Here is a 26,974-nt window from a genome sequence, read left to right as displayed (position 1 = left end):
CAGTGGAACCCCGCACCAACTACATTACGCCGGCCGGCCTCGCCGCGCTCCGTGCGCGCTACGATCGCCTGCTCGGCACCGAGCGGCCGGAAATCGTCGCCATCGTCAGCTGGGCTGCCGGCAATGGCGACCGCAGCGAGAACGGCGACTATCTCTATGGCCGCAAGCGGATGCGCGAGATCGACCGCGAGCTGGCGCGACTGGCCAAGAAGATGAAGACGGCCAAGGTGGTCGATCCTGCGGCCCAGCCCGACAGGGCACGGGCGTGGTTTGGCGCCACCGTCACGATCGCCGACGAGAACGACGAGCAACGCACGCTGACCCTGGTCGGAGACGACGAACAGGATGCCTCGTCGCACAAGATCGGTTGGAGCGCGCCCATTGCCCGCGCCTTGCGCGGTGCGGCTGTCGGCGACCTGCGCACGGTGCGCCTGCCGGCAGGAGAGAAAGAGTGGGAGGTGCTGGAAATCTCCTACCCGGAGGCGGTCACGCCGCAGCCCTGAGCGCGTCTTGGCACTCGCGCCACCCGGGCCGTGCGAGGTGAAACCCTTGCACGTAGCGCACCCCGAGATCGCGCAGCGCGGAAAGTTCGCCTTCGGTCTCGATGCCTTCGGCAATGACCGTCAGGCCCATGTCGGCGCACAGGCGCACCGTCGCATCGACGATCATGCGCCGCGGCGGCGAGACGTCGATTCCGCGGATCAACTCCATGTCCAGCTTGATCAGGTCCGGCTGGAACTCCGCCAGCAACCCGAGTCCAGAATGACCGGCGCCGAAATCGTCGATAGCGGTGGTGAAGCCGAGCGTCCGATAAGCCTCGAGAATTCCGATCACGTGCTGGGGATCCACCTGCTCGTGTTCGGTGAACTCGAAAATCAGCCGTTCCGGCGGCAGTCCCGTCGCGCGCGCGGTCGCCAGCGTGAGCTGAATGCAGGCCATCGGCGAATAGACTGCGTTGGGCAGGAAGTTGATCGACAGACGGGCGTCGGTCTCCAGAATCCCGGCTGCCACCGCGCCTTCGATCGCGGCCACCCGGCAGGCCTGATCGAACGTATAGCGATTGTCTTCGCTGACTTGGTCGAGCACCCAGCCCGCGCTCTCGCCCTGGCTGCCGCGCACGAGCGCTTCATAGGCGTATGGCGCGCCGCTCTCGAGGTCGACGATCGGCTGAAACGCCACGCTGATCTCGAACGGAAGCGTCCGCCCCTCCCGACATCCACTGCAACCGGCCACGCAATCATCTCCTGTTCCGCTATGAGAACGGCTTAGAATTCCGCCAGTTAAGATCGTTTCAAGACGTTACCGCGTTCATCCCGCTAATGCCGTTTGCCGTGTTTCAGCGATCGATGGGCAAGATACCCCACTGGACGTTCGTGCTAGGTCGCGGCGAATCTCAAGTGCTAAGGACGCTGCGCATGAGCTGCCTTTCCCCCTTTCGCTTGCTGATCGAGCAATTTTTGCGCTGGGTAAGGGACAAGCCTCCTATGTCGCGATCGATGCGATCGTATCGCCTCCCCGCTCGCAAACCCGCAGCAATCCGGCTATTTTCGGGCTCGGTGCGGCTGGCAGGAAGTATTGCGTGCGTCGCCATGGCGGCTCCGCTCGCGGCGAAGGACGACCTCGGCGTGTTCGAACAGTGGGCCGCGTTCCGGGATGCCGAGGTGCCGCGCTGCTATGCGATATCGGCGGCGGCGAAGAACGGCAGCGCCTTTCCGGCCTATGTCGACGTCGCCACCTGGCCCAAGCAGGGCGTTCGCGGGCAGATCCACTTCCGCCTCTCGCGCGAACTGGCCGACAACCCGCGTCTGTCGCTGGCGATCAGCGGGCAGCGTTTTGAGCTGACGGGGGGCGGCGTCGATGCCTGGGCGCCCGACCGCAAGGCCGACGCGGCGATCGTTGCGGCGATGCGCTCGGCATCGGCCATGAGCCTCTCGGCGACGGACAGCCGCGGCCGGCGCTTTACCGACCGGTTCAGCCTCGAGGGCGTCGCGACGGCGATGGACGCGGCGACCGTCGGCTGCGCCCGCATCCGATAAGCAATATAAGACGGGCCGGGGATCGCTCCCCGGCCCGCCCAATCTCAAAGCGCCTTGCTTCGATCAGAAGCGAACGCCGACGCTGGCCACCACCTGGTGACGGTCGGTGTCGATGTCGAACCGATCGGAATCGGCAACGCCGCTCGCCTCGAAGTCGACCTCGCCCTTCTTGTAGTTCGAATAGCGGTATTCGAGCTTGCCGAAGGCCATTGAGCCGAACTTGTGCTCGACGCCGGCACCCAGACGATAGCCGTCTGTGTCGAGATGCCGGCTATACTCCGTCGTCCCATCGGTCCCGATGTAGTTGAAGCGGGCATTGGTATAACCGCCCTTGGCATAGAGCATTGTGGTCGGCGACATCTTGTAGCCGACGCGCGCGCCGGCGTAGAGGTCGCGGCCCGCATCGACCGAACCAAGCCCGAAGGTCGTGTAAGGGTTCCCGTAGGTCGAATCCGCGGTTGAATCGGTCAGTTCGCCTTCGGCACCGACCACCAGGTTGCCCATGTCGAAGTCGTAGCCGACCGCAGCACCGTAGACCGCACCTTCTGCATTGACGTCCTGATCGGGATCGACGGCGGAAACCTGCGAACTTCCGGGCTTGTTGATGTCATATCCGGCGACGCCTGCGATCCACGGGCCGGAAAAGCCTGCGTCCTGCGCCATGGCGGGAACAGCCGTCGCGGTGGCGGCGGTGGCGAGGATGAGTGCAAGACCCTTTTTCATTTTCTAACTCCATTCTTCATTTTCAAACGCGCCCGAATTCCTGCGACGCGGACCACGAGAATGGTTCCGCAGGCGTCCGGTTTCATGAACACAGGACAACGAAAATTTTGATGTTTTTGGGCAACACCTGAGCCGATGAGATGGGCCGGGCGTGCGGCAAGCGACAGGAACCGAATAACGCATTTCGGGCTTAGCGCGCCTGGGCCGCGCCCGTGGGGCAGCTCATGCCGCAGCGCAGCACGGTTCGCCGACAGACTTTGCCCTTTGATGCGCCTCACCCTATATCCGCCACGCAATGGCCGACACTGCCCTTATGCCGATACCCGGACAGATCGATCCGGTCCCCGTCGCACGCGACATCACGCCGCGCGAGGACGGCCGGATCGACGTCATTGGCCTGTCGATGCAGCGCTTGAGCGAACTGTTCGGCGAGGCCGGCCTGGACAAAAAACAGGCCAGGCTGCGTTCCAAACAGGTGTTCCACTGGCTCTATCACCGCGGCGTAACCGATTTCGCGGCAATGACCGACATCTCCAAGGCGATGCGCCCATGGATGGCCGAACGGTTCGTGATCGGTCGCCCCGCGATCATCGAGTCGCAGCATTCGAGCGACGGAACGCGCAAGTGGCTGCTGCGCACCGCCGACGGGCATGATTTCGAAATGGTCTTCATCCCCGATGCCGACCGCGGCACGCTGTGCGTTTCCAGCCAGGTCGGCTGCACGCTCAACTGCAGGTTCTGCCATACCGGCACGATGCGGCTGGTGCGCAACCTGACCGCGGGCGAGATCGTCGGCCAGGTCATGCTGGCGCGCGACGCGCTGGGCGAATGGCCCAAAGGCAAGATGGATTTCGCCGAAGTCGAGGACGAGGCCGAATATACTGCCGACGGCCGCTTGCTGACCAACATCGTAATGATGGGCATGGGCGAGCCGCTGTACAATTTCGATAACGTCCGCGACGCGCTCAAGCTGGTGATGGACGGCGACGGCCTTGCCCTGTCGAAGCGCCGCATCACGCTTTCGACCAGCGGCGTGGTGCCGATGATGGCGCGCTGCGGGGAGGAAATCGGCACCAACCTCGCAGTGTCGCTCCACGCGGTGACCAAGGACGTGCGCGACGAAATCGTTCCGATCAATCGCAAGTACGGCATCGAGGAACTGCTGCAGGCCTGCGCCGACTACCCCGGAGCCTCCAACGCCCGGCGCATCACTTTCGAATACGTCATGCTCAAGGATAAGAACGACAGCGACGAAGACGCCCACGAACTGGTGCGGCTGCTCAAGAAGTACAATCTGCCCGCCAAGGTCAACCTGATCCCCTTCAACCCCTGGCCCGGCGCGCCTTACGACTGTTCGAGCCCGGAACGGATCCGGAGTTTTTCGACCATCGTCTTCGAAGCCGGCATTTCCGCGCCGGTGCGCACCCCGCGCGGGCGCGACATCGACGCCGCGTGCGGCCAGCTCAAGACCGCTGCCGAAAAGAAGAGCCGCGCCGAGCTCGACCGCCTCGCTGCCGAAAAGCAGGCCGCGCTCGAAGCCGAATAAACCCTGTCGCGAGCGCGCGGCATTCGTTAGTCTCCTATCGAATAGATTGGGAGAGAACCGCGATGATCCGTGTGCCGTTGACCCTGCTCGCTTGTTTGGCGCTGGCCTCGCCTGCCTTGGCTGCCGACCTTTCGCCGGCGGAGGTGGTGCAGCGTCACATCGACGCCGGGGGCGATGTCGATGCCATCGTTGCCGATTATGCCGACGATGCGGTGGTCCTGCAGCAGGGCCGGATTCTCGACGGCAAGGATGCGATCCGCGCCTTTTATGCGCAGATGATGGGTGGTGGAGGCGCGGGCCGGGCCGACGCGGGAGGTAAGCCGGCACCTTCAGGTCCGCCGCCGATGAAGGTCACCAAAGTCTGGGAAGAAGGCGATGTCGGCTTCGTAACGTGGGAAATGGGCCCGGTCCATGCGACCGAGGAATTCCTCGTCCGCGGCGGCAAGATCCGGGTCCAGGCCGTCTTCATGAGCGGCGCGCCGGGCGGACCGCCGCCCAAATAAAGGGTCAGGCGGAACCGCCCTCCCGCGCATCGAACCGGCTGCGCGCTGCATCGACCGCGGCACGGTTTTCCATCGCCCAAGCGCCGAGCGTGCCGACCGGTTCTATCAGCGAACGGCCAAGCATCGTGAGCGAATAGTCCACGCGCGGCGGTACGCTCGGCGTTACCGCCCGGTCGACGAGCCCATCGCGCTCGAGAGCGCGCAGCGTGCGGGTGAGCATACGCTGCGAGATTCCGTCGACCGCGCGCAGCAGTGCGTTGAAGCGCAGAGATCCGGCCGCCAGACCCATCACAACCTGCATCGACCACTTGTCGCCGACGCGGGCGAGAATATCGTTCACCGCCTGGCAGCGGATCGGGCTATGCCCGGCGGTGGTTACATTGCCGTCCCTATCGGACATCGATGTGCCTCCTTGCGCACTGGTGGCGACAGTTTCCATATGCGCCCTAGTTATTCATCGTAACCTCGAAAGGGAAGACATGCAGATCCTGCGAATCGACAGTGCCACCACGGGCGACGCCTCCGTCAGCCGCGAATTGACCGACGCGATTGCCGAGCATTTCAGGGCCAAGTATCCCGACGCGACCTGGGTGGTGCGCGATTTCGCCACCGACCCGCTGCCGCACCTCGATGTCGCCAAGACCGGCGCCATTCGCCAACCGCAGGATGCGCACGACGGCGCCATGAAGGCAGCCTTCCCGGCCGAACGCGCCGTGCTCGACGAATTCCTGGCCTCCGACATCGTGATCCTCGGCGTGCCGATGTACAATTTTACCGTGCCCAGCTCGATCAAGGCCTGGCTCGACCGGCTCGGCGTGCCTGGCGTGACGTTCGGCTACAGCGAGAAAGGTCCGGAAGGGCTCGCCGGAGGACGCCGGGTCATCGTCGCCTCGAGCCGGGGCGGCGCCTACGAGATGGGCGGACCGGCCGAGCATCAGGAGACCTATCTCAAGACCTTCTTCAACTTCATCGGTATCGACGACGTCGAATTCGTACGCGCCGAAAGGATCGGCTTCGGCCCGGAAGCCAAGGATTCGGCAATGACCGCCGCGCGCGAGGAAATCGCCAAGCTGTGACGTTCGATTTGTCGCGGCGCGGCCACCGCCTGCCGCGAATTCGGGCCTTCGTCGGGCCGTTCATGTGAGGTTGTGGACCCGCTCGGGAAGGTGCGGGTTCCACTCTCACATTGACGTCCGTAAGGGAGTAGAACCGATGAAAAAGACCATCTTTGCCGCTGCCGCCGTCGCGCTGGCGATGCCAGCGGCCCCCGTCCTCGCTGATCACGGCCCGCCGCCGTGGGCACCCGCGCACGGCAAGCGGGCGAAGGATCATGACCGTTATTACGAGCGTTATCACACGCGTTACGAGCCCCGCTATCGCACAACCGACAATGGCATTCGCTATTGGCGAGGCGACGATGGGCGCTACTATTGCAAGCGCTCCAACGGCACCACCGGGCTCATCATCGGCGCCGCCGCAGGCGCGCTGGCCGGCCGGGCCATCGATACCCGCGGCGAGCGCACGACCGGAACCGTCGTCGGCGCGGCGGTAGGCGCCCTGCTCGGCAAGTCGATCGATCAGAACCGCGTGCGCTGCCGCTGAGCTAACGCCCGGTGAAAGACCAGGGCCGCGCGGACCAGTCCCCCGCGCGGCCCTTTTCTTTGCGTTGCCGATGCGCGGCGAACCTGTCATTTTGTATGCAAAGCTAACTAAGTACCTGCGGAGAGCTCCATGATCGAAGCCGCCCTCGTCAGCTGCGACGACCACCTCGACCTCAATATGCTGCCCGCCGATGTCTGGCAGAAGCGGATGGCGAGCAAGTGGGGCGAGCGCACCCCTCAGGTCGTCTCGGCTGCCGACGGCCCAGCGATGTGGATGGCCGATGGCGAGCGCTGGGGGTTCTGGTCGGGCAAAAAGGGCAATCCCTTCGGCAAGGGCCCGAAGCCGCTACACACCGCCTATGACCGCGGCGGGATCGAAGACCTCACGGAGCTGCGCGCCGGCAATGCAAAGCTACGCCTGGAAGACATGGACCGCGACAACGTCTGGGGTCACGTGATCTTCGGCCCGGTGACCTCGATCAAGACCGACGACCCCGAGTTCATGGCCGCGTGCTACGCCGCCTACAACGACTGGCTCTACGAAGACTTTTGCGTCGCCTCGCCCGAGCGGCTGATCGGCGTCGCCGTGCTCCCACCGCATCCCGAAGCCGCCTTTGCCGAGCTCAGGCGCCTTGCCGAAAAAGGCGGCTGCCGCCAGGCCAACATCCAGATCGCGGTGGCCGAGCCGCGGCTCGAGGACAAGCGGTGGGAACCGGTCTTCGACCTGCTCGAACAGTCAGGTATCGTCCTCAGCTTCCACGTCACCGTCTTCCCCAAGGCGGGCGATGCGTTCGACAAGTACAAGGGTTCGCCCGGGGCGACCTTCCTCCACGCCAAGATGTTCATCGAGCAGTTCCTCGACCCCTTCGTCGACCTGTTCGCCTGGGGCATCCTGGAGCGGCATCCGAAGCTGAAGATCGTTATCGCCGAATGCGGCGCCGGCTGGGTGCCGTGGGTGGTCGAAGAACTCGACTATCGCCACTGGCGGCTGTGGGAATGCGCCGACTACTGGGACGACAAGGGCGGCATCCCGCACAAGATGAAGCCCAGCCAAGTGTTCAAGCGGCAGGTCTACGGCACATTCCAGCAAAGCCCGACGACGATGGCGCTGACCGACTTCTGGGGCCCGGATAACCTGCTCTGGGCAAGCGATTATCCGCACCCGGATTCGATCTGGCCCAACTCGGTGCGCACCATCGGCGAGACGATGGGCCACATGGACCCTGAGAAGGTCCGCAAGATGGTCGGCGGCAATGCGGCCAAACTCTATGGCCTCGACCTAGGCAAGGCGGCGATCCGCGCCGAGTTGCCGATCGGCTATACGGCGGTCGCGGCCGAATAGCGCGTATCTGGTACAGCTGTCGCGGCAGGCAGGAGAGGTTGCAGAAATCTATTTGCACACACCTGCAGGAAAGCGTTTTTTTGCCAGGTTGGATTTTCGCGGAGCTGTCAGTCCGCCTGCGGCGAAGGGGCCTCGGCATGCGCATGCGCCTCGCCGCGTTCCTTCTCCTCCCCGTGCTCGGTCGAATAGGCCGCGTATTGCGCAGCAGACATCGTCGGCAGGGCTTTGACGAAGGCGGCGATGTTCCAGATGGTTTGATCGTCGTGGGAGTCGCCGAAGGCCGGCATCGCGGTCATCTTGGCGCCGTGTTTGACCAGCCAAAATATTTCCGCGTGGCTCCACTCATCGGCCGCCCTGGCAAGCGCCGGCGGCTTGGGCAGCATGCCTTCCGCCCAGTCTTCGCGGCTTTCGCCCACCCCGCCATGACAGCGGGCGCACATCGCCTTGTATTCCGGTGCGCCGGCATCGATCATCGCGGCGGAGAACTGCGGCGGCGCAATGTCGCCGGCGTGCGATTTGACCGAGTTCTCGAAGTTGGTGTGCAGCGCCCAAGCAACCAGCGGGCTGTGGCGATCGGTCGCGGCGATGTTGTAACCGCCGGCCAGGACCACGACGAGGCTCACGATCAAAATCACGGCGATCGTTGCTGCTATTCCGGCGACAAAGGATGCCCAACGCATCAGCTTGCTTTCCTCGGGAGGCACTGCCGATACCCGCGATAGCCCAGTTCATCCTTCGCGCCTGGCAGCAGGACGATCATCTCCTCGGCCGGAAGTCCGGCATCGCCCTCCTCGTCGACCGGTCGGAGACGTACCTCCAGCCCGCCATCCGCATAGCTGGACGCTCCGCTGGACGGCAGTGTGACGAGCTTGCCGTTGAGCTTGATCGTCGCCCGGATGCCCGGTTCGAACGATAGCGAGGGCTTGGCGACCTCGGTCAACACGATGCGGCATTTGCCCGCGCGCTGACCAAGCGCGGCGATGTCCGCATCGGTCATCGTCTCGACCGCGACCGCCTCGGTCGCAATGCCCGATAGTGCCTGCGCGGCGCTGACCTGCGGCGCCGGAGTCGGCGCCGGATCGACCTGCGCCTCGCGGTCGGCCCCGGCCGACGTGTTCTGGTTGCAGCCCGCCAGGGCCAGCGGTGCGACAAGGATAGCGAGATACCTCATTGCGCTGCCTCCCGCGGCATGTGCTCGCTCGCCCGCACGCCGTTCTTGTCGATGTCTTCGATGAGGTACTTCATCTCCGCGATTTCGCGCCGCTGCGCGACAATGATTCCCTTGGCCAGCTCACGCACCCGAGGGTCGCGAATATGCGCCCGCTCGCTGGTCATGATGGCGATCGAATGGTGCGGGATCATCGCTCGCATGTACTCGGTATCGTCGACGGTGGACTGGCTGCGGACCAGCCAGAGCGCGAGCGCGAAGACGACGGCAGCCACGCCGAGGATGATCACGTTCTTGGTCGTGCTCTTGTACATGCCCCACATGAAGAGGAGCATGACCACCATCATCGCGGCGCCCATCACGAAGGCCATCCAGAAGCGCGTCTCACTCCAGAACACGTGATCGATGCTGTAGGTGTTGAGATACATCAGCACGAACATCACCGCAGTGGATGTGCCGATCATGGCCATGAACTTGACGTAAGGTCCGTCGCCCTGCTGCGCCTTACCCAGCATTGCTGCCTCCTTCGAACGGGTGCTCCATCAATGCAGCAACGACGAAATCGTTCATCCCGCTCACGGAACCGCAGCGCACCTTGCGGTGTTCGCAGTGAGCCATAGCGAGGTTTGGATGACTGAAACGCTAGATGCCGTTTTGCCGAGAGAGGTTCAGGAGCGCGCGCACGCCGTGCTCGACCGTGCCGACGCAGCACAAGCCAAGCTCGCCACGGCGGAGAGCTGCACCGGAGGCCTACTTGCCGCCCTGCTCACCGATGTGCGAGGTCGCGGTCACGTTTTCGACCGGGGGTTCGTCACTTATTCGGTGGCGTCGAAATGCGATTTGTTGGGGCTCCGGCGCGAGAAAGTCGAAAGTTGCCGCGGTGTCAGCAAGGAGGTGGCGATTGAGATGGTGTGCGGCGCGTTGCAGAGATCCGATGCGGACATCGCGCTATCGATAACCGGCTTCGCCGGCCCTGGCGCGGAGGATGACGAAGAAGGCCTCGTGCACTTCGCCTGCGCGCGGAAGGATGGCACCTGCGCCCACCGCGAGGAGCATTTCGGCGAGATCGGCCGCGATGGGGTACGTATAGCGGCGCTCGAGGTGGCCCTCGAGATGATCGAAGCCGCGCTCGATGAGTAATAGCGCCTTGTCATTGGTATCCTTTGAGGATACTCGGGCATGATGCATCGAGCCGGAGAAAAGATACGCGCTTGGCGCGAGCGTCAGAGACCCCCGCTTACCGCCGCGGAATTCGGGCAGAAATTCGGAGCGCCGCAGCCCTGGCCGAGCCGCACGGTCTATGGCTGGGAGACTCAGGGAAAAATACCAGGAGCAAGTATCCAGAAGCGCCTCGCCGATCTCGGCGTTTGCGAGATAGGCGACTGGCTCGAACCCGCCAAGGGCAAGGGCGAGGCGGCGAGCGCACACCCGTTCTACGACATGCACCGCCACGGTTTCATCCGCGTCGCCACCAGCACGCCGCGGGTACGCACCGCCGACGTGGCCTACAACCGCGACGGCATCATCGACGAATTGCAGCGCGCCCACGCCGCCCACGTCGACTTGCTGGTCTATCCCGAGATGTGCCTGTCGTCCTACGCGCTCGACGACCTGGTGATGCAGGATGCGTTGCTCGATGCCGTGGAGCATGCCGTGATCGCTGTGGTGCGGGCGAGCAAGGGCCTCTCCCCGGTTTCGCTGATCGGCGCGCCGCTGCGCCACGAAGGGCGCCTCTATAACTGCGCCCTGGCAATTGCCGACGGGCGCCTGCTCGGCGCCGTACCCAAGAGCTACCTGCCTAATTACCGCGAGTTTTACGAGAAGCGCTGGTTCGCCCACGGCCGCGGAATTCGCGGCAAGACGATCGCCGTCGCCGCGACCGAGGTGCCGTTCGGCGTCGACCTGATCTTCGCCTCGAGCCGCCTGCCCGGTTTCCGGGTCTTCGCCGAAATCTGCGAGGACTTCTGGGCGCCCAACCCGCCGTCGACCGCCGGTGCGCTGGCCGGAGCGACAATTCTCGTCAACCTTTCGGCGTCCAATATCGTCATCGGCAAGTCCGACGAGCGGCACATGCTGTGCCGCGCGCAATCGGCGCGAACCGCCAGCGCTTACGTCTATTCCGCCGCAGGCCACGGCGAGAGCACGACCGACCTGGCGTGGGACGGACAGGGCATGATCTTCGAACTCGGCGACCTGCTGGCCGAGAGCGAACGTTTCGAGCTGCGCCCCGAGCTGTGCGTCGCCGACGTCGATACCGACCGCATTCTCTCCGATCGGATGCGGTGGCAGACCTTCAACGATGCCGCCGTAGAAGCGGGGCGGCCCGAGGGCAGCTTCCGGATTGTCGAATTCGACCATGCGCCCGCCACGGGCGACATCGGTCTTGCCCGCCCGATCCGGCGCTTTCCGTTCGTCCCCAACCGCGCAGCCAAGCTCGACGACGATTGCTACGAGGCGTTCAATATCCAGGTCGACGGCCTGATGCGGCGCTTCGAGCAGACCGGCGGCGACAGCATGATAATCGGCGTGTCGGGTGGGCTCGATTCCACCCACGCGCTCATCGTGGCCGCCAAGGTCTGCGACCGGCTCGACATCCCGCGCACGACCATTCGCGGCTATACCATGCCGGGGTTCGGCACCTCCGCGGGCACCAAGTCCAATGCCTGGAAACTGATGGACGCAATGGGCATCGTGGCCGAGGAAATCGATATCCGCCCCGCGGCGGAAAAGATGCTCAAGGACATCGGCCATCCCTATGGGCGCGGAGAAGCGGTTTACGACGTCACCTTCGAGAACGTGCAGGCGGGCTTGCGCACCGATTATCTGTTCCGTCTCGCCGGGCAGCACCACGGCTTCGTCATCGGCACTGGCGACCTATCCGAACTCGCGCTGGGCTGGTGCACTTACGGCGTCGGCGATCAGATGAGCCATTATGCCGTCAATGCCGGCGTGCCCAAGACCCTGATCCAATACCTGATCCGCTGGTGCACGCGCACCGACCAGTTCGATCCCGCGACGGATGCGGTGCTCGAGGCGATCCTGTCCACCGAAATCAGCCCCGAGCTGGTACCCACCGGCGAAGACGAGCAACTGCAAAGCACCCAAGCGATCATCGGCCCCTACGAACTCAACGACTTCTTCGTCCACCACGTCGTACGCTTCGGTCAGCGGCCTTCGAAGGTCGCGTTCCTCGCCTGGCACGCCTGGCGCGACGCGAAGCGCGGGCTGTGGCCAGCGATGTTCCCGCAGGCGATGAAGAACGAGTACGACCTCGCCGCCATCACGCTGTGGCTGGAGAAGTTCCTGCGCCGCTTCTTCGGCTTCAGTCAGTTCAAGCGCAGCGCCCTCCCCAACGGCCCCAAGGTGAGCAGCGGCGGCGCGCTGAGCCCGCGCGGCGACTGGCGCGCCCCGAGCGACGCGGTTGCCGACGTCTGGCTCGAAGAATTGCGCGCCAACATCCCCGACGCATAACAGGCCGTTGCACAGGCGGAGGCTTTCAATTCTGCGCCGATCGGCATAATGGCAACCTAATTGATTCCGGCAAAATAGGATCGTCATGCAGATTGCAACCCGGTACAGCGCAGTTGCCATCTGGTTGCACTGGCTCCTTGCGATCACCCTCTCGTTTCAGATCGGACTCGGCTTTGCCATGCCCGAAGGGACGAAAGGCTTTGCCCTGATTCAGCTGCACAAGTCGGTCGGTATCACCGTGCTGCTGCTCACCGTCTGCCGAATTGCCTGGCGGTTGCTACGCACGCCGCCGCCGGCGCTCGATACCGGCTGGCAGACGACGCTGGCAAAGACGGTTCACGGCGGCCTCTATGTTTTCATGCTGCTTGCTCCGCTCTCGGGCTGGGCGCTCGTGTCGACCGCGCCGGTCGAAGTGCCGACCGTGCTGTTCGGCAAGATCGGCTGGCCGCACTTGCCCCTCCCCCACGGCGCGTTCGAACCTGCCGAGCAGCTTCACACAGTGCTTGCCTGGGCTGGTGCCGCACTCGTCGCGCTGCACATCGCCGGCGCCTTGCGTCACCAATTGCTGCTCCACGATGAAACGCTTGGCCGGATGGCGCCCGGCGGATCTTCGATGGCAGCACTGGGGTTGCTGGGCCTTGCGGCGCTGCTTTTCATGCTCCCCTTCGCGCTGTCGGCGCCGCAGCCGGAGAAGGACGGGGTTGCCAGCGAGGCACCGGTCGATAGCGCAGCCCCGCCCGCTACACCGACACCGTCCGCCACCCCGAGTCCGCTCGCCACCGAGAGCGCAGAGCCGCCGGACGTGGCTGCGACCGAGACTCCGGCGAACGAGCCTGCCGCCCCACCGGTATGGACGATAGCCCCGGGCGGCAGCCTGCGTTTCTCGGTCCTCAACGGAGACGATCGCATCGCCGGGCGTTTCGATCGCTGGAGCGGCGCGATTGCCTTCGATCCTGGCGACCCGGCCACTGCCGAGATTCGCATCGAGGTCGACCTGGCGAGTGCGACGGTCGCGGACCCGACCCAGGATTCGATGCTGCGGCAAGCCGATTTTCTCGGCCCTGCCGGCACGGCCACCTGGCGAAGCACCTCGGTGCAAGCGACCGGGCCAGGCACCTTCAAGGCGCAGGGCCGCCTGTCGCTGAAGGGGCAGACCAAGTCGGTACCCCTCACTTTCAAGCTGCAGGGAAACGCACAGACGAAGAGCGTCACCGGCACCACTTCGCTTGATCGGACGATATTCGGAATCGGATCGGGCGAAGTGGCCGAGGCGCTATCGCCGACGGTCAACGTCGAGTTCAGTTTCAATGCGACAAGGAACTAGGCGAACGCCGGCACCATGACAGAGCGCCTTGGCCCGGTTATAGCCCGCGCAAGGATTTCGGAGAGGATCGAGATGAAATTGTACCGCATCAAGACAGCGACCCTGGCAGCCGCCCTTTTGGCGGGCGGTGGGCTTGTGGCCTTCGGCGGCTCCACCACCGCCGTCGCTGCCGACAGCACCGCGCCGGCCTGGACGATCCAGCCCGGCGGCGAGCTTGGCTTTGCGGTCGCCAACGACGGGACCGACATTAACGGCGGTTTCTCAAAGTGGGGCGGGACGATCAACTTCAACCCCGACGCCCCGGGCGACGCGGCCATCAAGATAGACGTCGACCTGACCAGCGCCTCGGTGGGCGAGAGCTTCAAGGATAGCCTGCTGCAGGACGACGAGTTCTTCGGTACCGCTTCGCACCCGACCGCGACCTTCTCCAGCGACAACGTCGAGAGCCTGCCCGACGGGCGCTTCGTCGCCCACGGCACTCTCTCGCTCCACGGCATGAGCATGGCGCAGGACGTTGAATTCCGTCTCAGCGGCAGCGGTGCGCAGCGCCATGTCGAAGGACAGGCTTCGATCGACCGAGTCGGCTATGGCATCGGCCTCGGCTCTCACGGCGGCGGGCTCGATCAGACCGTCGGGCTGACCTTCTCGTTCGACGCCGTTCGCGAGTGAGCGCAAGGCCCGCCGTCCTCGTTACCGGAGGGGCGCGCCGCATCGGCGCGGCGATTTGCCGCCGCTTCGCCGTCGAGGGCTGGCACGTCGTCATTCACTGCAACCGCTCGCGCAGCGAAGCCGACTCACTCGCCGCGGAATTGCCCGATGCCGAAGTCGTTGCGTGCAACCTCGTCGATCTCGGCGCCGCGCAGGCGATGATCCTCGACCTCGCAGCGCGGCTGCCCGACTGGCGCGTGCTGGTCAATTCGGCCTCGGTCTTCAAGCCCGACGATGTCGGCACGCTCGACCCCGAGACCAACCGCGAGGCGATGCGCGTCAACGCAGTGGCCCCGGCGGTGATGACTCACACCTTCATGCACAATGCCCGCTCGGCCCAAGGGCGCTGCGCAATCCAGGTGACCGACCAGAAGCTCGCGAATCCCAATCCCGACTTCTTCAGCTACACGATGAGCAAGCACGCCCTGGCCGGGACGGTGCCGATGATGGCCATGGCGCTGCCCGCCGAAGACCGGGTCTTCGCTCTCGCCCCGGGCGCGATCCTGCCGAGCCACGATCAGTCCGCCGAGGAAGCGGAACGCTCGCACCGTCTCAACCTGCTGCAGCGCCGCACCGGCGAGGGCGAAATCGCCGAAGCGGCATGGTTTCTCGCTTGCGGACCGCTCGCCAGCGGGCAGACCCTATTTGTCGATTCGGGCCAGCACCTGCTAAACCAGGCGCGCGACGTGATCTTTCTCGCCAGAGAGGAATCTCTATGAAAAAGCATCGTCTCGCGACGCGTCTTTGGCATTGGGTCAACCTTCTGGCGCTGGCCATCCTGTTCATGTCGGGCCTCAACATCTCCAACGCCCACCCGCGCCTCTATTGGGGCGATTGGGGCTTCGAGAGCAGCGAGGCATGGCTGCACGTGATGCGATTCCCCGGTTGGGCGACGATTCCCGGCCACTACAGCCTTGCCGGGGCACGCGATTGGCACTTGCTGTTCGCGTGGGTTTTTGCCCTCGCGCTGCTGCTGTTCATGATCGCCAGCCTGCTGAACCGCCATTTCATGCGCGACCTCGTCACGACGCGCAAGGAATGGCGCTGGAGCGCAATCCGCGCCGACATCGTTTCGCACCTCAAGTTCGACTTCTCCCGCGGCGAGGGGAAGTACAATTTCCTGCAGAAGCTGGCTTACGCCATCGTCGTCTTCATCCTCCTGCCGACGATGATCCTCACCGGCATGTCGATCAGCCCGGGTCTCGAACCGCTCACCGACCCGCTGTTGGCCCTCGTCGGCGGACGGCAGAGTGCGCGTTCGATCCACTTCATCACCGCCTGGGCGCTGTTCGGTTTCTTCCTGCTCCACGTCACGCTTGTCCTGCTGTCGGGTCCGCTCGGACAATTGCGCGATATGATTACCGGAGGGCCCATCGATGAAACGGCGTAACCTGATCGCCGGTCTCGGGGCCGGCTTCCTCGCCGGATGCTCGAAGATCGGCGAGAGCGGCCCGATGCAGTCGTTGTTCAAGCTGTCCGAGGACTGGCACCGCAGGGCGCACCGCGCGCTCGCCAGCCAGCGCGGGCTGGCGCAGGAATTCACGAAGGCCGACATCTCGCCCTTCTTTCGCGGCAACGGGACCACCGATCCTGGCGATGCGGCTTATGCGGCGCATTTGGCCAGCGGATTTTCCGGTTGGTCGCTGGCCGTCGGCGGACTGGTCGACCGGCCGCTGCAGTTCACGCTAGAACAACTCCAGGCTTTGCCCCAGCGCAGACAGATCACGCGCCATGACTGCGTCGAGGGCTGGAGCGCAATCGGCGAGTGGACCGGGCCCCGACTCGGCACCTTGCTCGACATGGCCGGGGTGCAGTCCGCCGCCAACTATGTCGTGTTCCGCTGCGCCGACATCCTGGCAGGCAGCCCGTATTACGAAAGCGTCGACATGGTCGATGCCTACCATCCGCAGACGATCGTCGCCCATTCCCTCAATGGCGAACCGCTGCCGGTCGCCAACGGCGCGCCCCTGCGCGTGCGGATAGAACGCCAGCTCGGCTACAAGAGCGCCAAATACCTGACGGCAATCGAAGCAGTGGCGAGCCTCGACGGGATCGCCGGCGGCAAGGGTGGATACTGGGAGGACCGTTCCGGCTACCACTGGTACGCGGGCGCCTGACGGGTGCGTCGCACGCGGCCAGCGCCGATCAAGCACAGAGCCGACCGCAAAGGCGGATTCACAGCGAGAGATTGACAGTCCGCGATCCGGCAGTTCACGCTCCCGCTTTGCAATCGAGGGGGGAGAGGCGCCCGATATGTGGCTGCTCGACAAGTTTCTGACCAAGGCGATCCGCGATGGACGGCTGGTGGTCACCGATCATGATGGCAAAGTCTACGAATATGGGCCCGGCGGCGGCGAAGAAATCCGCATCCGCCTGACCCATCGCAAGGCGGCCAACCACATCGCCCGCTACCCGCAGGTCGGTGCCGGCGAAGCATTCATGTGGGGCTGGCTGGTGGTGGAGCCGCCGCACGACGTCCGGGACATGATCCTGTTCGTCACGGCCAACACCAAGCGTCACGGCGACAGCGCGATCCAGCCGCAGGGTGCGCTCAAGAAGCTGGCCCAGAAGCTCGCGGCCAAGGCCGACGGCATCAACCTCAAGGGCAAGGCGCGCAAGAACGCCGAGCATACCTACAACCTGACCCGGCGGCTCTACGAGCTGTTCCTCGACGAGGACCGCCAGTACACGATGGGCTATTACCGCGACACGTCGAACAGCCTGGAGAAGGCGCAGCTCGACAAGAAGGCGCACATGGCCGCCAAGATGAACATCAAGCCGGGCATGAAGGTGCTCGACATCGGCTGCGGCTGGGGCGGCTTCGCGCTCTATCTGCACAAGCACTACGGCTGCGAGGTGCTTGGCGTGGCCCTCGCCCAGGATCAGATCGCCTTCTGCAAGGAACGTGCGAAGGCCGAGGGCGTGGCCGACAAGGTCAGGTTCGCGCTAATGGACTACCGCGACGTCGCAGGTGAGTTCGACCGGATCAGCTCCGTCGGACTGCTCGAGCACGTCGGCACCGCCCACTATCCGCAATTCTTCTCCCACACCGCCAAGCTGCTCAAGCCGGACGGGGTGATGTTCAGCCACTGCTGCGGCCGCGCCGGCCCGCCGGGGTTCACCGACGGCTGGACGCGAAAGTACATCTTCCCCGGCGGCTATATCCCGGCCCTGAGCGAACTCGTCACGCAGTCGGAGCAGTATGGCTGGCAGGTCATGGACGTTGAGGCGATGCGCTTCCACTACAGTTACACGCTGGAGGAGTGGTACAATCGCACGGTCATGCACCGCGACGAGATCGTCGGGCTCTACGACGAGGAATTCTACCGGATGTGGCTGTTCTACCTCGCCGGAGCCGAACAGAGCTTTCGCAATGGCAACATGGTCAACTGGCAGATCGTCTACGTGAAGAACCGTGAGGCGATCCCGATGACCCGTGAGTTCATGCACGAGGAAAGCGAGCGACTGCGCGAGAGCGAGGAGCCGCCCGTCTGGCATCTCGACCCCGGGCTCAGGGAAGCGGCCGAATAGGGCGTCCCGCGTCGCCGCGGGTTGAACTATGCGCCAAGCGGCGGCAACGAGGATGCTGCTGCAGATATCAAGTCACCGGACAACACAGATATGAGTCGAAGTCTCTTCAACCGGTTCCTCGCCCGGACCGTCAAGCGCGGTTGCCTGACGGTCACCTATGCGGACGGGACGTCGACGACCTTCGGCCAACCTGCAGACGGTTTTCCCGATGTTTCCATCCGCCTCACCGACGCTCGGGTTCCGCGCGATGTCGTGATGGACCCGCGGCTGGGCGCGGGCGAGGCCTACATGGACGGCCGCATCGTCGTCGAAAACGCCGGTATCATGGAGCTGATCCAGCTGCTGCGACGCAATCAACCGTGGGACAAGGGCGAGAAGCTCGCCTCGCCGACCTTGCGCCGCCGGCTTCTCGACCGCGTTCGCTATGCCCTGCGCTCGGTCAACAAGCCCGGCAGCTCGAAGCGCAACGTTTCGCACCACTACGACGTCGGCAACGAGCTTTATCGCCTGATGCTCGACGAGGAGCATATGCAGTATTCCTGCGCCTACTGGCCGCGCGAGGACATGACGCTGGGCGAGGCACAGGAGGCGAAACTGGCGCATATCGCCGCCAAGCTGGCCCTCCAGCCCGGCCAGCGCGTGCTCGACATCGGCTGCGGCTGGGGCGGCATGGCCATCTTCCTGGCACAGCGCGCCGGAGTCGAGGTCCATGGCATCACGCTGAGCGAGGAACAGCTCAAGCTCGCCCGCGAACGGGCCGTGGAGGCCGGTGTGGCCGACAAGGTGAGCTTCGAGCTCATCGATTACCGCGACCTAGCAGCGCGCGGCGACACCTTCGACCGGATCGTTTCGGTCGGCATGTTCGAACACGTCGGCACGCCGCAGTTCGAGACGTTCTTTCGCGCCTGCGCCAACCTGATGCACGACGACGGTGTCATGCTGGTCCACACCATCGGCCGGATGGGCACTCCGGGCACGACCGATGCCTTCACCGACAAGTACATCTTCCCCGGCGGCTACATCCCGGCTCTCAGCGAGACCGTAGCCGCGAGCGAGAAGGTCCGCCTTATCGCTACCGACGTCGAAACGCTGCGGCTCCATTACAACCTGACGATCCAGGAATGGTACCGGCGCTCCATGGCCAACCGCGAAGCCATCATCGCCATGTACGACGAGCGTTTCTTCCGGATGTGGACGTTCTATCTCGCCGGGGCGGCCACCTCGTTCGAGAGCGGCAAGATGTGCAACTACCAGATCCAGTACGTCCGCAGCCGCCATGCCCTGCTGCTGACGCGCACCTACATCGAGGAGGCCGAGCGCAGCTTGCTCGCGAGCTGAGGTGAACGACAGGCCCGCCTCGCTGAGCCGCCGTGCGGTCTTCGCGCAGGCCTGGCCGATCATGCTCGGGCAGGCGTCGATCCCCTTCGTCGGCCTCGTCGACACTGCCGCAATCGGTCGCACAGGCAATGCTGCCGCGCTCGCCGGGGTCGCACTCGGGGCGACGGTTATCAGCCTTGTCTTCTGGACATTCGGCTTCCTGCGTATGGGCATGACCGGCCTGACCGCGCAAGCGGGCGGCGCGGGTCGCAAGAGCGAGGTCGACGCGCTGCTCGTCCGCGGCCTGGCGGTCGGCGCGGCCATTGGCGTCGCTCTGTTGGCGTTGCTGTGGCCCCTGCGCGAACTGGCCTTCGCGCTGTTTGCCGGGGGTGCGGAGACCACTTCCGAAGCACGCGCTTACGTGACCATGCGCTTTTTCGGTGCGCCCGCCGCACTGGCGGTGTTCGCAGTAACCGGTTGGTTGTTCGGACTCGGCCGGACCCGTGCGGCGCTGGTTCTGCAGCTCGTAATGAACTTGGCCAACGCCGTGTTCGACATCGCCTTCGTCTTCGGCCTCGGGATGGGCGCTTCGGGCGTCGGCCTGGGCACGGCATTGGCCGAATGGGTGGCGCTCGCCACCGGACTCGTCATCGTAACGCGGATCGCCGGAGCGGGTCCGGTGGCGCTGGCACGCAGGGCCGGGAGCGAGGAGTTGTTGGAGCGCAGCGCCCTCGCCCACCTCTTCGCGGTCAACCGCGACCTGATGGTACGCACGATCGCCCTGCTGATGCTGTTCGCCTGGTTCGCCAACGCCGGCGCACGGCTCGGTGCGGTCGCACTGGCTGCGCAGCACGTGCTGATGCAATTCGTCAACGTCGCCGCTTTTGTGCTCGACGCATTCGCATTCACCGCGGAGGCGCGGGTCGGTGCGGCAATCGGCGCGAAGTCGCGGCCGCGCTTCTTGCGCGCGGTGCGCCTGACGAGCGAGTTCTCGCTCGCCTCCGCAGTGCTGCTGGCGCTCGCCTTCTGGCTTGCGGGCGACTGGATCATCGCGCTGATCGCCACCGAGCCCGCGGTTCGCACGACTGCCGAGCGCTTCCTGCCTTATGCGGCGCTGGTCCCGCTGATTGGGCTGCCGAGCTGGATGCTCGACGGGATCTACATTGGCGCAACGCGCGGGAGGGCGCTGCGCAACGCGGCGATTGCCGCCACCGCGCTCTATATCGCCACCGACCTGTTGCTCCGTCCGCTCGGGGCGCAGGGAGTCTGGCTGGCCCTGTGGGCGGCCTATGGTTTTCGCGCCGCCGGACTGGCCTTGCAGCTACCCGCGCTTGTTTCAGGCCTTGATACCGCGCGGGCGGTTGAAGGCGAGGCAAAGGGCGGATAACGGGTTGGTGATGCCGCGCCCCTTTCGTACTGTCCTGCTCGCCCTCCTCCTGGCGTTTGCTGGACTCGCCGGCTTCGCCCAGCCGGCAGCCGCCAAGGTCAGCGTCGAGTTCCACAGCTTCAACGGCTCGGTGCTGTTCGGCCGCTATCCGCATACTTTCGTGGTCTTCAAGGGGAAACTCGACGACACCGGGCAGACGATCGACGAGAACTTCGGATTCACTGCGAAGCACGTGACTCCGGCGATCCTCACCGGCCCGGTCAAGCAGGCGATCTGGGTCGAGGAACCCAAGTGGATCGCCAAGACCAATACCCATTTCACGGTCACGGTCGATGACGCGACCTATCGCAAGATGCGCGAGGAGGTCGAACTTTGGCGTAACCACCCGGGCGACTATTACGACCTCGATACGCGCAACTGCATTCACTTCGTCGGCCGCATCGCCGAAATGGCCGGCCTCAAGGTCGATTTCCCAAGAAAGCTGCTGCGCAAGCCGCGCGCCTGGCTCAACCATATCTCCGAACTCAATCCGCAGCTGAAGGCGCGGCCCATCAAGGGCTGAAGCGCGAACAAGCTTTCCTGCGTTGCCGCCGGCGCGCTCGCCTGTTAGGCGCGCCGCCGTTTCCAGCGGAGTTTCGACCATGTCCGACCAGATCAAGCGTGTCGTCCTCGCCTATTCGGGCGGCCTCGACACCAGCGTGATCCTCAAGTGGCTGCAGGTGACCTACGATTGCGAGGTCGTCACTTTCACCGCCGACCTCGGCCAGGGTGAGGAACTCGAGCCGGCGCGGGCGAAGGCCCAGATGATGGGCATCCCGGACAAGCACATCTACATCGACGACCTGCGCGAGGAGTTTGTTCGCGACTTCGTCTTCCCGATGATGCGCGCCAACGCCCGCTACGAAGGCGACTACCTGCTCGGAACCTCGATCGCCCGCCCGCTGATCTCCAAGCGCCTGATCGAGATCGCCCGCGAGACCGGCGCCGACGCCATCGCCCACGGCGCGACCGGCAAGGGCAACGACCAGGTCCGCTTCGAACTGAGCGCCTACGCGCTCGCGCCCGACATCAAGGTCATCGCCCCGTGGCGCGAATGGGACCTGACCAGCCGTACCGCGCTGATCGCCTGGGCCGAGAAGCACCAGATCCCGGTGCCCAAGGACAAGCGCGGGGAAAGCCCGTTCTCGACCGACGCCAACCTGCTGCACACCTCGTCGGAGGGCAAGGTGCTCGAGGATCCGTGGGAGGAAGTGCCCGATTACGTCTATTCCCGCACCGACAATCCCGAGGACGCGCCCGACGCGCCTGAGTACATCACGATCGAGTTCGAGAAGGGCGACGGGGTTGCGCTCAATGGCGAGGCAATGAGCCCCGCCACGTTGCTGGCCGCGCTCAACGACCTCGGGCGCAAGCACGGCATCGGCCGGCTCGATCTGGTCGAGAACCGTTTCGTGGGCATGAAGAGCCGCGGGATGTACGAGACGCCGGGCGGCGAGATCTACGCCCGGGCGCACCGCGGGATCGAACAGATCACGCTCGACCGCGGGGCCGCACATCTTAAGGACGAGCTCATGCCGAAGTACGCCGAGCTGATCTACAACGGCTTCTGGTTCGCTCCCGAGCGCGAGATGCTGCAGGCGGCCATCGACCTGAGCCAGGAGAAGGTTTCGGGCACGGTGCGGCTCAAGCTCTACAAGGGGCTGGCCATGGTGGTCGGCCGCAAATCGCCCAACTCGCTCTATTCCGAGCAGCACGTCACCTTCGAGGACGATGCCGGCGCCTACGACCAGACCGATGCGGAGGGGTTCATCAAGCTCAACGCCCTGCGCCTGCGGCTGCTGGCCAAGCGCGACCGCTAAGCCCTCCCGGCGTCGTGCGGCGAAGCGTTGAGTTATCCACCCTTGTCCACCGCTGTTTGGCTTGAAAGTGGAAAACCGGCGCTTCGCGCGCTTGCCCGACTCGCCCTTCCGGCGCATCTTCAAGTCATCGAGAGCGGGGATTGGCTCTTCGGATTTAGGGGGTAATACCCTGAAAAGACGAAGAGATTTTGGAACCACTGTCGAGCCGACCGCGAGACGCCGCGGGGTGGAGCGAAGGGAGAAGAGAGATCTTCGGATCTGTCAAATCCCGGAGCGTTGAAACCGCGAAGGTGCGCAGTCGGAAGGCCGGACGAGCCGGACTGGTGTCGATGGTGCGGAGATCTTCGGATCGAAGGACCGCTTGAGAAACCAGGCAAGGACGCCCGGTCTCGGAACCGCCGGAGGCAAGGGAAGGATCCTCGGATCGGACCCGGCCCCCGACGGAACCGGCACCGGCGCGAGCGCCGGGCGATAGAGTGGCGCTGCCTCAACAGCTAGCGCGCGAAAACGCCAGGCGATAAGCGCCCTTCGGGGCCCACCGCCGGTGAGAGTGGGGTCGGCAGGAATGCCGGCCCCATTTTCTCGTTCGACACTCCGACCCCATTGTCGCACCTCCTTGCGCAACCGTGCACCTCCCGCCCCGCGACCTCTGGCCCTCGCTTCGACCTGCCACGCGGCACCGCGACTCGGTCGTTGGCGGCAGCCGCCTTGCGGCTCGCCGGACCGGCCGGATGCCGGCGGTCATGGTTAAGGTTCCCACAAGCCGCGACGAAGCGAAGGCGAATCGGGACCGGGCGACGGCGGGCGGGTGTTTTCGCCATCGCCGGGCGGGTATCTGCAGTCCCCACATGGACCGGAGGATCATCACCCCCCTGAGGGCCGCCCTGGCCACCGCGGCGCTGCTGGCGCTCGGCGCCACGGTCGCGCCGGGCTACGCCGAGGACAACGTCCCCGCGCCGGCGGCGACGATCGAGGCCCCGATCGACCCCGCGCTGCCGCAGTTCGCGCCGCAGGGCGACGACGCGGCGCTGGTCGCGGACGACACGGCGGACGATGCGGCGCAGGAGGCGATGGCCGCCGAGGGCGAGGCCTGGGAGGCTTACGGCAGCGGCATGGCCAGCTGGTACGGCCCCAAGTTCAAGGGCCGCAAGACCGCCAGCGGCGAGACCTTCGACCCGACCCAGCTGACCGCCGCGCACCGCACGCTGCCGTTCGGGACCAAGGTCCGCGTGACCCGCGGCGGCAAGTCGGTGGTCGTGCGGGTCAACGACCGCGGGCCCTTCGCGCGCAGCCGGGTGATCGACGTCAGCCAGGCCGCGGCAAAGCAGCTCGGGCTCATCGGGCCCGGGCACGGCACCGTCACCCTCGCCGTCCTCGACAACTGATTTGACCGCCGGCGCCGGCGCGGGCTAGCCTGCGGGCATGTTCGTGCCCCTGTGGATCCTCGTCCCGGCCGCCCTCCTGCTGCTCGTGCTGCTGGCGCGGGCGCTGTCGGGCGGCAGCCGCGACATGATCGAGCGGCAGCGCGCCGCGACCTTCGAGCCCGGATCGGACCATCTCACCGTGCTCGCCCAGCCCGAGGTGCAGGAGGCGCTGCGGGCCAAGCGCAAGATCGAGGCGATCAAGCTGGTCCGCGAGCGCACCGGGCTCGGCCTCAAGGAAGCCAAGCTGCTGGTCGAGCGGCAGGCGCCGCGCTGAGCGCAGCCGCGCCGGACGCCCCCGCCCCGCCCTAGGCGGAGCCGGGGCTCGGCATGGCGTGCAGCGGCGCGCGGACCTCGGCGGGATAGTCGCGGGTGTCGATCACCAGCGCATAGTCGTCCGCATTCTTGCCGGTCAGCGCCTTCACCGCCGCCGGGGCGATGGCGATGCACCCGGCGCTGGCGCCGCGGGCATCGGGCGTGGCGAGCGTGACCAGCGGCGTGCCGCCGTCATCGGCGATCACCGCGCGGGTGGGCGCGTCGACCGGGGCGTTGAGCATGTAGCACAGCTCGTCGTCGCGGGGGTCGATCAGCCCGGTGAAATTGCCCGCGTGGCCGACGTCGAGCGCGGCGGTGATGGCCGGCTGGTCGAGCATCTTGCCGCGGTCGCCGGCCTGGCCGGTGGCCGCACCGGGCAAGGCCAGCGCGCCGAGCGTGCCGAGCGCCAGCAGCAGCGCCGGCGAGAGAGTGCGGGAATGCGGCTGTGTCGGGTCGTCCATGGTGGGTCTCCTCCTGCATGCATGAGCGGTGGGCGCGGGAGCGTGGGAGACGTCCGGCGCCTCACCACAGACAATGCACGGCGGGCCCCCGGGTTTCCCGCGTGCGCGCCGCCGGGGCCGAGGCCGGGGGCGCGTCCGGTGCCGCGTCCGGGCCCGCGTCCAGGGCCGCCGCCTCGCCCGACTGCTCAGACTGCTCCGCCGGGCTCTCCGCTTCGCCGGACAGCTCCGCCGCCTCCGCACTCTCGCGCGCCGCGCTCCACGCCCCGGCGGGCGTGTAATCGGAGTGGAACAGCCCGTGGTAGCGGTCCTCCTCGGCATAGCGCCATTCCTCGGGATCGTCGTCCGGACCCGGGGGGACGACCTGCCACCACTGCTCGACCCCGTCCTCGAACGCGGCGAGCTGCTCCTCCTCGACCGCGTCGGCCGGGTAGTCGGCGAAGTCGTGCGGCAGCCGCACGCCCGCGGGCCGCGCGGCGTCCATCCGCTCGAGCCGGTTGCCGTGCCACATGCAGTCGGCCTCGGTCAGCTCGGCATCGGGCACGAGGCACCAGCCGCCGCAGTCGGGACAGGGCGGCTCGGGCGGCTCCTCGGGCCCGGCGAGACCCTCCTGCCCCGCGCCCTCGCCGCCGGACATGGACCGGGTGTTACACGGTCCAGGGGCAAAAATATCTGGACCCGCCGCGCCATCGCCGCGCTCGTCCTCGGCCCGGCGAACGACCGGCTCCTCGCCGCGGGCAAAGCGCTCCATCGCCGCGTCCCACTCGTCGGCGAAGACCCGCGTCGCGGCATCGGCGACGAGCTTGTCGAGCCGCGCGAGGTGGGCGAGCAGCAGGCGGTCGGAATAGCGCGTGCGGGTGGCGATCACCTCGCCGTGGTAGAACACCTGTTCTTCCACCCCGTCGATCGCCCGCGCGGCGAGCACTGCATCGGCATTGGCCCCGCGCGGCGACCATCGCCGCGTCCCAGGCGAGCCGGAAGCCGCCCTGCGAGCGCCGCGCGCGGTAGGCCGTCTGGTGGCTGACCCCGGCGGCCGCGGAGGCCGAGCGCACCGAGCCGGTGATCGAGAGGTTCTCGAGAAAGGCCACCTGCCGTTCGCGCACGAATTCGGTCTGCGGCTTGCGGTGCTGGTCGGAGGGGATGGCGGCGATGAGCGCGGGCAAGTTCGGTGTATGCGCGGTCATGCGGCACCTCCAACGCCGGAGGAGAGCACTGGGCCGGTGCGCGCCCAGCGCACCGCAAGCGCGGAGTCGGAGCCCAAGGCGGAGACGTGCAAAGCACAACTGCCCGCGCGCCGGCCGGTTAGGCCGAAAGCCAAGGAGCGCGGACGCGCTCCGCCCGGCGCTTGAGGGTCGAAACAAGAAAAGTTCATGGCGATTCACCTCGTGCGGATGGAGTGAATCCAGCCAAGTGGACCAGATCGGGGGCTGTAGGAAAGTTGTTTTTGCGGGCATAGCGCCTGGAGCCACGCCGCGAGAGGAAGGAGCAGCGCCATGACCACGGACCCGGTAACCGGCGGCTGCCTGTGCGGCGCGGTGCGGATCGAGGCGACGGGCGCGCCGCGGCGCGTGGGCGTGTGCCACTGCCTCGATTGCCGCAAGCATCACGGCGCGGTGTTCTACGCCGCGGCGATTTTTTCCGAAGACGCGGTGCGCGTGAGCGGCGAGACGCGCGCCTGGAACAACCGCCACTTCTGCCCGTCCTGCGGCGGATCGGTCTTCGCCCGCTGGGAAGACGAGATCGAAGTCCACCTCGGCACGCTCGACGCGCCGAGCCGGTTTACGCCGACCTACGAGTGCTGGACCGTGCGGCGCGAGGAGTGGTTGCCGGCGTTTGTGGGGATGCGGGGTTTTGCGGGCAATCGGGAGGGCTAAGGAGGAGAGGGAGCAAGGACGCCGACCCGAAGACGAACTTCGCCCTGATCCGCCGCGGCGACTTCAACCTCGAGCTGTTCCAGGTCGACGAGGACCGGCCCATGCCCGATTACCGCTTCGACGCCATGGCGGCCTCTACGTCCACGGCGTCAAGCACCTCGCCTTCCAGGTGGACGACGCCGAGGCGGCGGCCAAGGAACCGGCCGCCAATGGCGCGAAAATCGTGCTCGGCCCGGTCGTCGGCCTGCGGCCGACCTACGTGTTCGTGGCCGACAACTCGGGGATTCCGTTCGAGTTGATTGAGTTTAGGTGAGCGAGGGGGCAATAAGAAAAGTAAGACTCTTCGACGACACCTAACATCGGCAAAAAGCCACGTTCTATAAAGATATT

The 26,974-nt window shown here is 65.8% G+C and carries 31 protein-coding genes; 23 read left to right on the top strand and 8 right to left on the bottom strand.

Annotation, left to right across the window (positions count from 1 at the left end; genetic code table 11):
* Positions 1-2: 2 nt before the first annotated feature.
* Positions 3-503 (top strand): transcription elongation factor GreB, encoded by a 501-nt coding sequence (gene greB, locus Q7I88_RS09655; RefSeq protein ID WP_305095710.1) that lies wholly within the window; start codon positions 3-5, stop codon positions 501-503.
* On the opposite strand, the gene Q7I88_RS09650 is transcribed toward greB, so the two are convergent.
* The gene (locus Q7I88_RS09650; protein ID WP_305095709.1) at positions 487-1,233 is read right to left on the bottom strand and encodes an EAL domain-containing protein; all 747 of its coding nucleotides are present in this window, start codon (positions 1,231-1,233) and stop codon (positions 487-489) included. The genes greB and Q7I88_RS09650 overlap by 17 nt on opposite strands.
* Positions 1,234-1,589: 356 nt before the next feature.
* Here Q7I88_RS09650 and Q7I88_RS09645 point away from each other — a divergent pair, with 356 nt between their 5' ends.
* Positions 1,590-2,036 carry an invasion associated locus B family protein gene (locus Q7I88_RS09645; protein ID WP_305095708.1) on the top strand — a complete coding sequence of 149 codons (447 nt, stop codon included), beginning with the start codon at positions 1,590-1,592 and terminating at the stop codon, positions 2,034-2,036.
* 63 nt (positions 2,037-2,099) lie between these two features.
* Here the strand turns inward: Q7I88_RS09645 and Q7I88_RS09640 are convergent, their stop codons facing one another.
* The gene (locus Q7I88_RS09640) at positions 2,100-2,759 is read right to left on the bottom strand and encodes an outer membrane protein (RefSeq protein WP_305095707.1); all 660 of its coding nucleotides are present in this window, start codon (positions 2,757-2,759) and stop codon (positions 2,100-2,102) included.
* A gap of 295 nt (positions 2,760-3,054) precedes the next feature.
* On the opposite strand from Q7I88_RS09640, the gene rlmN reads away from it, so the two are divergent.
* On the top strand, positions 3,055-4,305 hold the full coding sequence (gene rlmN, locus Q7I88_RS09635; protein ID WP_305095706.1) for a dual-specificity RNA methyltransferase RlmN: 1,251 nt from the start codon (positions 3,055-3,057) through the stop codon (positions 4,303-4,305).
* A gap of 62 nt (positions 4,306-4,367) precedes the next feature.
* Positions 4,368-4,808 carry a nuclear transport factor 2 family protein gene (locus tag Q7I88_RS09630; protein ID WP_305095705.1) on the top strand — a complete coding sequence of 147 codons (441 nt, stop codon included), beginning with the start codon at positions 4,368-4,370 and terminating at the stop codon, positions 4,806-4,808.
* 4 nt (positions 4,809-4,812) lie between these two features.
* Here the strand turns inward: Q7I88_RS09630 and Q7I88_RS09625 are convergent, their stop codons facing one another.
* Positions 4,813-5,208, bottom strand: coding sequence for a winged helix-turn-helix transcriptional regulator (locus Q7I88_RS09625; protein WP_305095704.1), 396 nt, complete (start codon positions 5,206-5,208; stop codon positions 4,813-4,815).
* A 79-nt stretch (positions 5,209-5,287) separates the two neighbouring features.
* On the opposite strand from Q7I88_RS09625, the gene Q7I88_RS09620 reads away from it, so the two are divergent.
* The 3 genes from Q7I88_RS09620 (at position 5,288) to Q7I88_RS09610 (ending at position 7,751) form a co-directional block, all read left to right on the top strand.
* A complete protein-coding gene (locus Q7I88_RS09620; RefSeq protein ID WP_305095703.1) occupies positions 5,288-5,884 on the top strand; it encodes an FMN-dependent NADH-azoreductase in 597 nt (198 codons plus the stop codon).
* 136 nt (positions 5,885-6,020) lie between these two features.
* Positions 6,021-6,410 carry a glycine zipper 2TM domain-containing protein gene (locus Q7I88_RS09615; RefSeq protein WP_305095702.1) on the top strand — a complete coding sequence of 130 codons (390 nt, stop codon included), beginning with the start codon at positions 6,021-6,023 and terminating at the stop codon, positions 6,408-6,410.
* Positions 6,411-6,539: 129 nt separating this feature from the next.
* The gene (locus Q7I88_RS09610; RefSeq protein WP_305095701.1) at positions 6,540-7,751 is read left to right on the top strand and encodes an amidohydrolase family protein; all 1,212 of its coding nucleotides are present in this window, start codon (positions 6,540-6,542) and stop codon (positions 7,749-7,751) included.
* A 107-nt stretch (positions 7,752-7,858) separates the two neighbouring features.
* Here Q7I88_RS09610 and Q7I88_RS09605 read toward each other — a convergent pair whose 3' ends face one another.
* Genes Q7I88_RS09605 through Q7I88_RS09595 form a run of 3 tightly spaced genes read right to left on the bottom strand, consistent with a single transcriptional unit; the run spans position 7,859 to position 9,434 of the window.
* Positions 7,859-8,431 carry a c-type cytochrome gene (locus Q7I88_RS09605; RefSeq protein WP_305095700.1) on the bottom strand — a complete coding sequence of 191 codons (573 nt, stop codon included), beginning with the start codon at positions 8,429-8,431 and terminating at the stop codon, positions 7,859-7,861.
* Positions 8,431-8,922 carry a DUF6692 family protein gene (locus Q7I88_RS09600; protein WP_305095699.1) on the bottom strand — a complete coding sequence of 164 codons (492 nt, stop codon included), beginning with the start codon at positions 8,920-8,922 and terminating at the stop codon, positions 8,431-8,433. Before Q7I88_RS09600 ends, Q7I88_RS09605 begins: the two co-directional genes overlap by 1 nt.
* Positions 8,919-9,434 (bottom strand): DUF305 domain-containing protein, encoded by a 516-nt coding sequence (locus tag Q7I88_RS09595; RefSeq protein ID WP_439648333.1) that lies wholly within the window; start codon positions 9,432-9,434, stop codon positions 8,919-8,921. Before Q7I88_RS09595 ends, Q7I88_RS09600 begins: the two co-directional genes overlap by 4 nt.
* A gap of 172 nt (positions 9,435-9,606) precedes the next feature.
* Between Q7I88_RS09595 and Q7I88_RS09590 the strand changes: the two genes are divergently transcribed.
* The 14 genes from Q7I88_RS09590 (at position 9,607) to Q7I88_RS09525 (ending at position 24,214) form a co-directional block, all read left to right on the top strand.
* Positions 9,607-10,059 (top strand): CinA family protein, encoded by a 453-nt coding sequence (locus Q7I88_RS09590; RefSeq protein WP_369426041.1) that lies wholly within the window; start codon positions 9,607-9,609, stop codon positions 10,057-10,059.
* Positions 10,060-10,359: 300 nt separating this feature from the next.
* Positions 10,360-12,390 carry an NAD(+) synthase gene (locus Q7I88_RS09585; RefSeq protein WP_305098589.1) on the top strand — a complete coding sequence of 677 codons (2,031 nt, stop codon included), beginning with the start codon at positions 10,360-10,362 and terminating at the stop codon, positions 12,388-12,390.
* An 85-nt stretch (positions 12,391-12,475) separates the two neighbouring features.
* Entirely contained in the window at positions 12,476-13,714 is a 1,239-nt protein-coding gene (locus Q7I88_RS09580) for a cytochrome b/b6 domain-containing protein (protein WP_305095698.1), read from the top strand.
* A 72-nt stretch (positions 13,715-13,786) separates the two neighbouring features.
* On the top strand, positions 13,787-14,383 hold the full coding sequence (locus Q7I88_RS09575) for a YceI family protein (protein WP_305095697.1): 597 nt from the start codon (positions 13,787-13,789) through the stop codon (positions 14,381-14,383).
* Positions 14,380-15,141 (top strand): SDR family oxidoreductase, encoded by a 762-nt coding sequence (locus tag Q7I88_RS09570; RefSeq protein WP_305095696.1) that lies wholly within the window; start codon positions 14,380-14,382, stop codon positions 15,139-15,141. Before Q7I88_RS09575 ends, Q7I88_RS09570 begins: the two co-directional genes overlap by 4 nt.
* Positions 15,138-15,812, top strand: coding sequence for a cytochrome b/b6 domain-containing protein (locus tag Q7I88_RS09565; RefSeq protein ID WP_305095695.1), 675 nt, complete (start codon positions 15,138-15,140; stop codon positions 15,810-15,812). The genes Q7I88_RS09570 and Q7I88_RS09565 overlap by 4 nt, the downstream gene beginning before the upstream one ends.
* On the top strand, positions 15,799-16,539 hold the full coding sequence (locus Q7I88_RS09560; RefSeq protein WP_305095694.1) for a molybdopterin-dependent oxidoreductase: 741 nt from the start codon (positions 15,799-15,801) through the stop codon (positions 16,537-16,539). The genes Q7I88_RS09565 and Q7I88_RS09560 overlap by 14 nt, the downstream gene beginning before the upstream one ends.
* A 136-nt stretch (positions 16,540-16,675) precedes the next feature.
* On the top strand, positions 16,676-17,953 hold the full coding sequence (locus Q7I88_RS09555) for an SAM-dependent methyltransferase (protein ID WP_305095693.1): 1,278 nt from the start codon (positions 16,676-16,678) through the stop codon (positions 17,951-17,953).
* A gap of 90 nt (positions 17,954-18,043) precedes the next feature.
* A complete protein-coding gene (locus Q7I88_RS09550; protein WP_305095692.1) occupies positions 18,044-19,291 on the top strand; it encodes an SAM-dependent methyltransferase in 1,248 nt (415 codons plus the stop codon).
* 1 nt (position 19,292) lies between these two features.
* Positions 19,293-20,657, top strand: a complete 1,365-nt coding sequence (locus Q7I88_RS09545) for an MATE family efflux transporter (protein ID WP_305095691.1) — start codon at positions 19,293-19,295, stop codon at positions 20,655-20,657.
* 10 nt (positions 20,658-20,667) lie between these two features.
* Positions 20,668-21,219: a hypothetical protein gene (locus Q7I88_RS09540; RefSeq protein ID WP_305095690.1), complete on the top strand. Its 552-nt coding sequence runs from the start codon at positions 20,668-20,670 to the stop codon at positions 21,217-21,219.
* Between the two features lie 79 nt (positions 21,220-21,298).
* Entirely contained in the window at positions 21,299-22,516 is a 1,218-nt protein-coding gene (locus Q7I88_RS09535; protein WP_305095689.1) for an argininosuccinate synthase, read from the top strand.
* Positions 22,517-23,364: 848 nt separating this feature from the next.
* On the top strand, positions 23,365-23,901 hold the full coding sequence (locus Q7I88_RS09530; RefSeq protein ID WP_305095688.1) for a septal ring lytic transglycosylase RlpA family protein: 537 nt from the start codon (positions 23,365-23,367) through the stop codon (positions 23,899-23,901).
* Between the two features lie 37 nt (positions 23,902-23,938).
* Entirely contained in the window at positions 23,939-24,214 is a 276-nt protein-coding gene (locus tag Q7I88_RS09525; RefSeq protein WP_305095687.1) for a ribosomal protein L7/L12, read from the top strand.
* 31 nt (positions 24,215-24,245) lie between these two features.
* Here Q7I88_RS09525 and Q7I88_RS09520 read toward each other — a convergent pair whose 3' ends face one another.
* Positions 24,246-24,713, bottom strand: coding sequence for a hypothetical protein (locus Q7I88_RS09520; RefSeq protein ID WP_305095686.1), 468 nt, complete (start codon positions 24,711-24,713; stop codon positions 24,246-24,248).
* 61 nt (positions 24,714-24,774) lie between these two features.
* Entirely contained in the window at positions 24,775-25,635 is an 861-nt protein-coding gene (locus Q7I88_RS09515) for a hypothetical protein (RefSeq protein WP_305095685.1), read from the bottom strand.
* Positions 25,636-26,203: 568 nt separating this feature from the next.
* Between Q7I88_RS09515 and Q7I88_RS09510 the strand changes: the two genes are divergently transcribed.
* Together Q7I88_RS09510 and Q7I88_RS09505 are read left to right on the top strand one after the other, a co-directional pair.
* On the top strand, positions 26,204-26,584 hold the full coding sequence (locus Q7I88_RS09510; protein WP_305095684.1) for a GFA family protein: 381 nt from the start codon (positions 26,204-26,206) through the stop codon (positions 26,582-26,584).
* Positions 26,544-26,897 carry a VOC family protein gene (locus Q7I88_RS09505; protein WP_369426040.1) on the top strand — a complete coding sequence of 118 codons (354 nt, stop codon included), beginning with the start codon at positions 26,544-26,546 and terminating at the stop codon, positions 26,895-26,897. The genes Q7I88_RS09510 and Q7I88_RS09505 overlap by 41 nt, the downstream gene beginning before the upstream one ends.
* The last annotated feature ends 77 nt before the right edge of the window (positions 26,898-26,974 follow it).

The sequence above is a fragment of the Croceibacterium aestuarii genome (genome assembly GCF_030657335.1).
GTDB classification, from domain to species: Bacteria; Pseudomonadota; Alphaproteobacteria; order Sphingomonadales; family Sphingomonadaceae; genus Croceibacterium_B; species Croceibacterium_B aestuarii.
This window is presented reverse-complemented; position numbering and strand designations above follow the sequence as displayed.

What these genes read in the sequence shown, in the direction of transcription:
- Q7I88_RS09645 (WP_305095708.1), top strand. Translation starts at nt 1,590, where the DNA reads ATGGCGGCTCCGCTCGCGGCGAAGGACGACCTCGGCGTGTTCGAACAG.
- Q7I88_RS09640 (WP_305095707.1), bottom strand. Translation starts at nt 2,759, where the DNA reads ATGAAAAAGGGTCTTGCACTCATCCTCGCCACCGCCGCCACCGCGACG.
- rlmN (WP_305095706.1), top strand. Translation starts at nt 3,055, where the DNA reads ATGGCCGACACTGCCCTTATGCCGATACCCGGACAGATCGATCCGGTC.
- Q7I88_RS09630 (WP_305095705.1), top strand. Translation starts at nt 4,368, where the DNA reads ATGATCCGTGTGCCGTTGACCCTGCTCGCTTGTTTGGCGCTGGCCTCG.
- Q7I88_RS09625 (WP_305095704.1), bottom strand. Translation starts at nt 5,208, where the DNA reads ATGTCCGATAGGGACGGCAATGTAACCACCGCCGGGCATAGCCCGATC.
- Q7I88_RS09620 (WP_305095703.1), top strand. Translation starts at nt 5,288, where the DNA reads ATGCAGATCCTGCGAATCGACAGTGCCACCACGGGCGACGCCTCCGTC.
- Q7I88_RS09615 (WP_305095702.1), top strand. Translation starts at nt 6,021, where the DNA reads ATGAAAAAGACCATCTTTGCCGCTGCCGCCGTCGCGCTGGCGATGCCA.
- Q7I88_RS09610 (WP_305095701.1), top strand. Translation starts at nt 6,540, where the DNA reads ATGATCGAAGCCGCCCTCGTCAGCTGCGACGACCACCTCGACCTCAAT.
- Q7I88_RS09605 (WP_305095700.1), bottom strand. Translation starts at nt 8,431, where the DNA reads ATGCGTTGGGCATCCTTTGTCGCCGGAATAGCAGCAACGATCGCCGTG.
- Q7I88_RS09600 (WP_305095699.1), bottom strand. Translation starts at nt 8,922, where the DNA reads ATGAGGTATCTCGCTATCCTTGTCGCACCGCTGGCCCTGGCGGGCTGC.
- Q7I88_RS09595 (WP_439648333.1), bottom strand. Translation starts at nt 9,434, where the DNA reads ATGCTGGGTAAGGCGCAGCAGGGCGACGGACCTTACGTCAAGTTCATG.
- Q7I88_RS09585 (WP_305098589.1), top strand. Translation starts at nt 10,360, where the DNA reads ATGCACCGCCACGGTTTCATCCGCGTCGCCACCAGCACGCCGCGGGTA.
- Q7I88_RS09580 (WP_305095698.1), top strand. Translation starts at nt 12,476, where the DNA reads ATGCAGATTGCAACCCGGTACAGCGCAGTTGCCATCTGGTTGCACTGG.
- Q7I88_RS09575 (WP_305095697.1), top strand. Translation starts at nt 13,787, where the DNA reads ATGAAATTGTACCGCATCAAGACAGCGACCCTGGCAGCCGCCCTTTTG.
- Q7I88_RS09565 (WP_305095695.1), top strand. Translation starts at nt 15,138, where the DNA reads ATGAAAAAGCATCGTCTCGCGACGCGTCTTTGGCATTGGGTCAACCTT.
- Q7I88_RS09560 (WP_305095694.1), top strand. Translation starts at nt 15,799, where the DNA reads ATGAAACGGCGTAACCTGATCGCCGGTCTCGGGGCCGGCTTCCTCGCC.
- Q7I88_RS09555 (WP_305095693.1), top strand. Translation starts at nt 16,676, where the DNA reads ATGTGGCTGCTCGACAAGTTTCTGACCAAGGCGATCCGCGATGGACGG.
- Q7I88_RS09550 (WP_305095692.1), top strand. Translation starts at nt 18,044, where the DNA reads ATGAGTCGAAGTCTCTTCAACCGGTTCCTCGCCCGGACCGTCAAGCGC.
- Q7I88_RS09540 (WP_305095690.1), top strand. Translation starts at nt 20,668, where the DNA reads ATGCCGCGCCCCTTTCGTACTGTCCTGCTCGCCCTCCTCCTGGCGTTT.
- Q7I88_RS09535 (WP_305095689.1), top strand. Translation starts at nt 21,299, where the DNA reads ATGTCCGACCAGATCAAGCGTGTCGTCCTCGCCTATTCGGGCGGCCTC.
- Q7I88_RS09530 (WP_305095688.1), top strand. Translation starts at nt 23,365, where the DNA reads ATGGACCGGAGGATCATCACCCCCCTGAGGGCCGCCCTGGCCACCGCG.
- Q7I88_RS09525 (WP_305095687.1), top strand. Translation starts at nt 23,939, where the DNA reads ATGTTCGTGCCCCTGTGGATCCTCGTCCCGGCCGCCCTCCTGCTGCTC.
- Q7I88_RS09520 (WP_305095686.1), bottom strand. Translation starts at nt 24,713, where the DNA reads ATGGACGACCCGACACAGCCGCATTCCCGCACTCTCTCGCCGGCGCTG.
- Q7I88_RS09510 (WP_305095684.1), top strand. Translation starts at nt 26,204, where the DNA reads ATGACCACGGACCCGGTAACCGGCGGCTGCCTGTGCGGCGCGGTGCGG.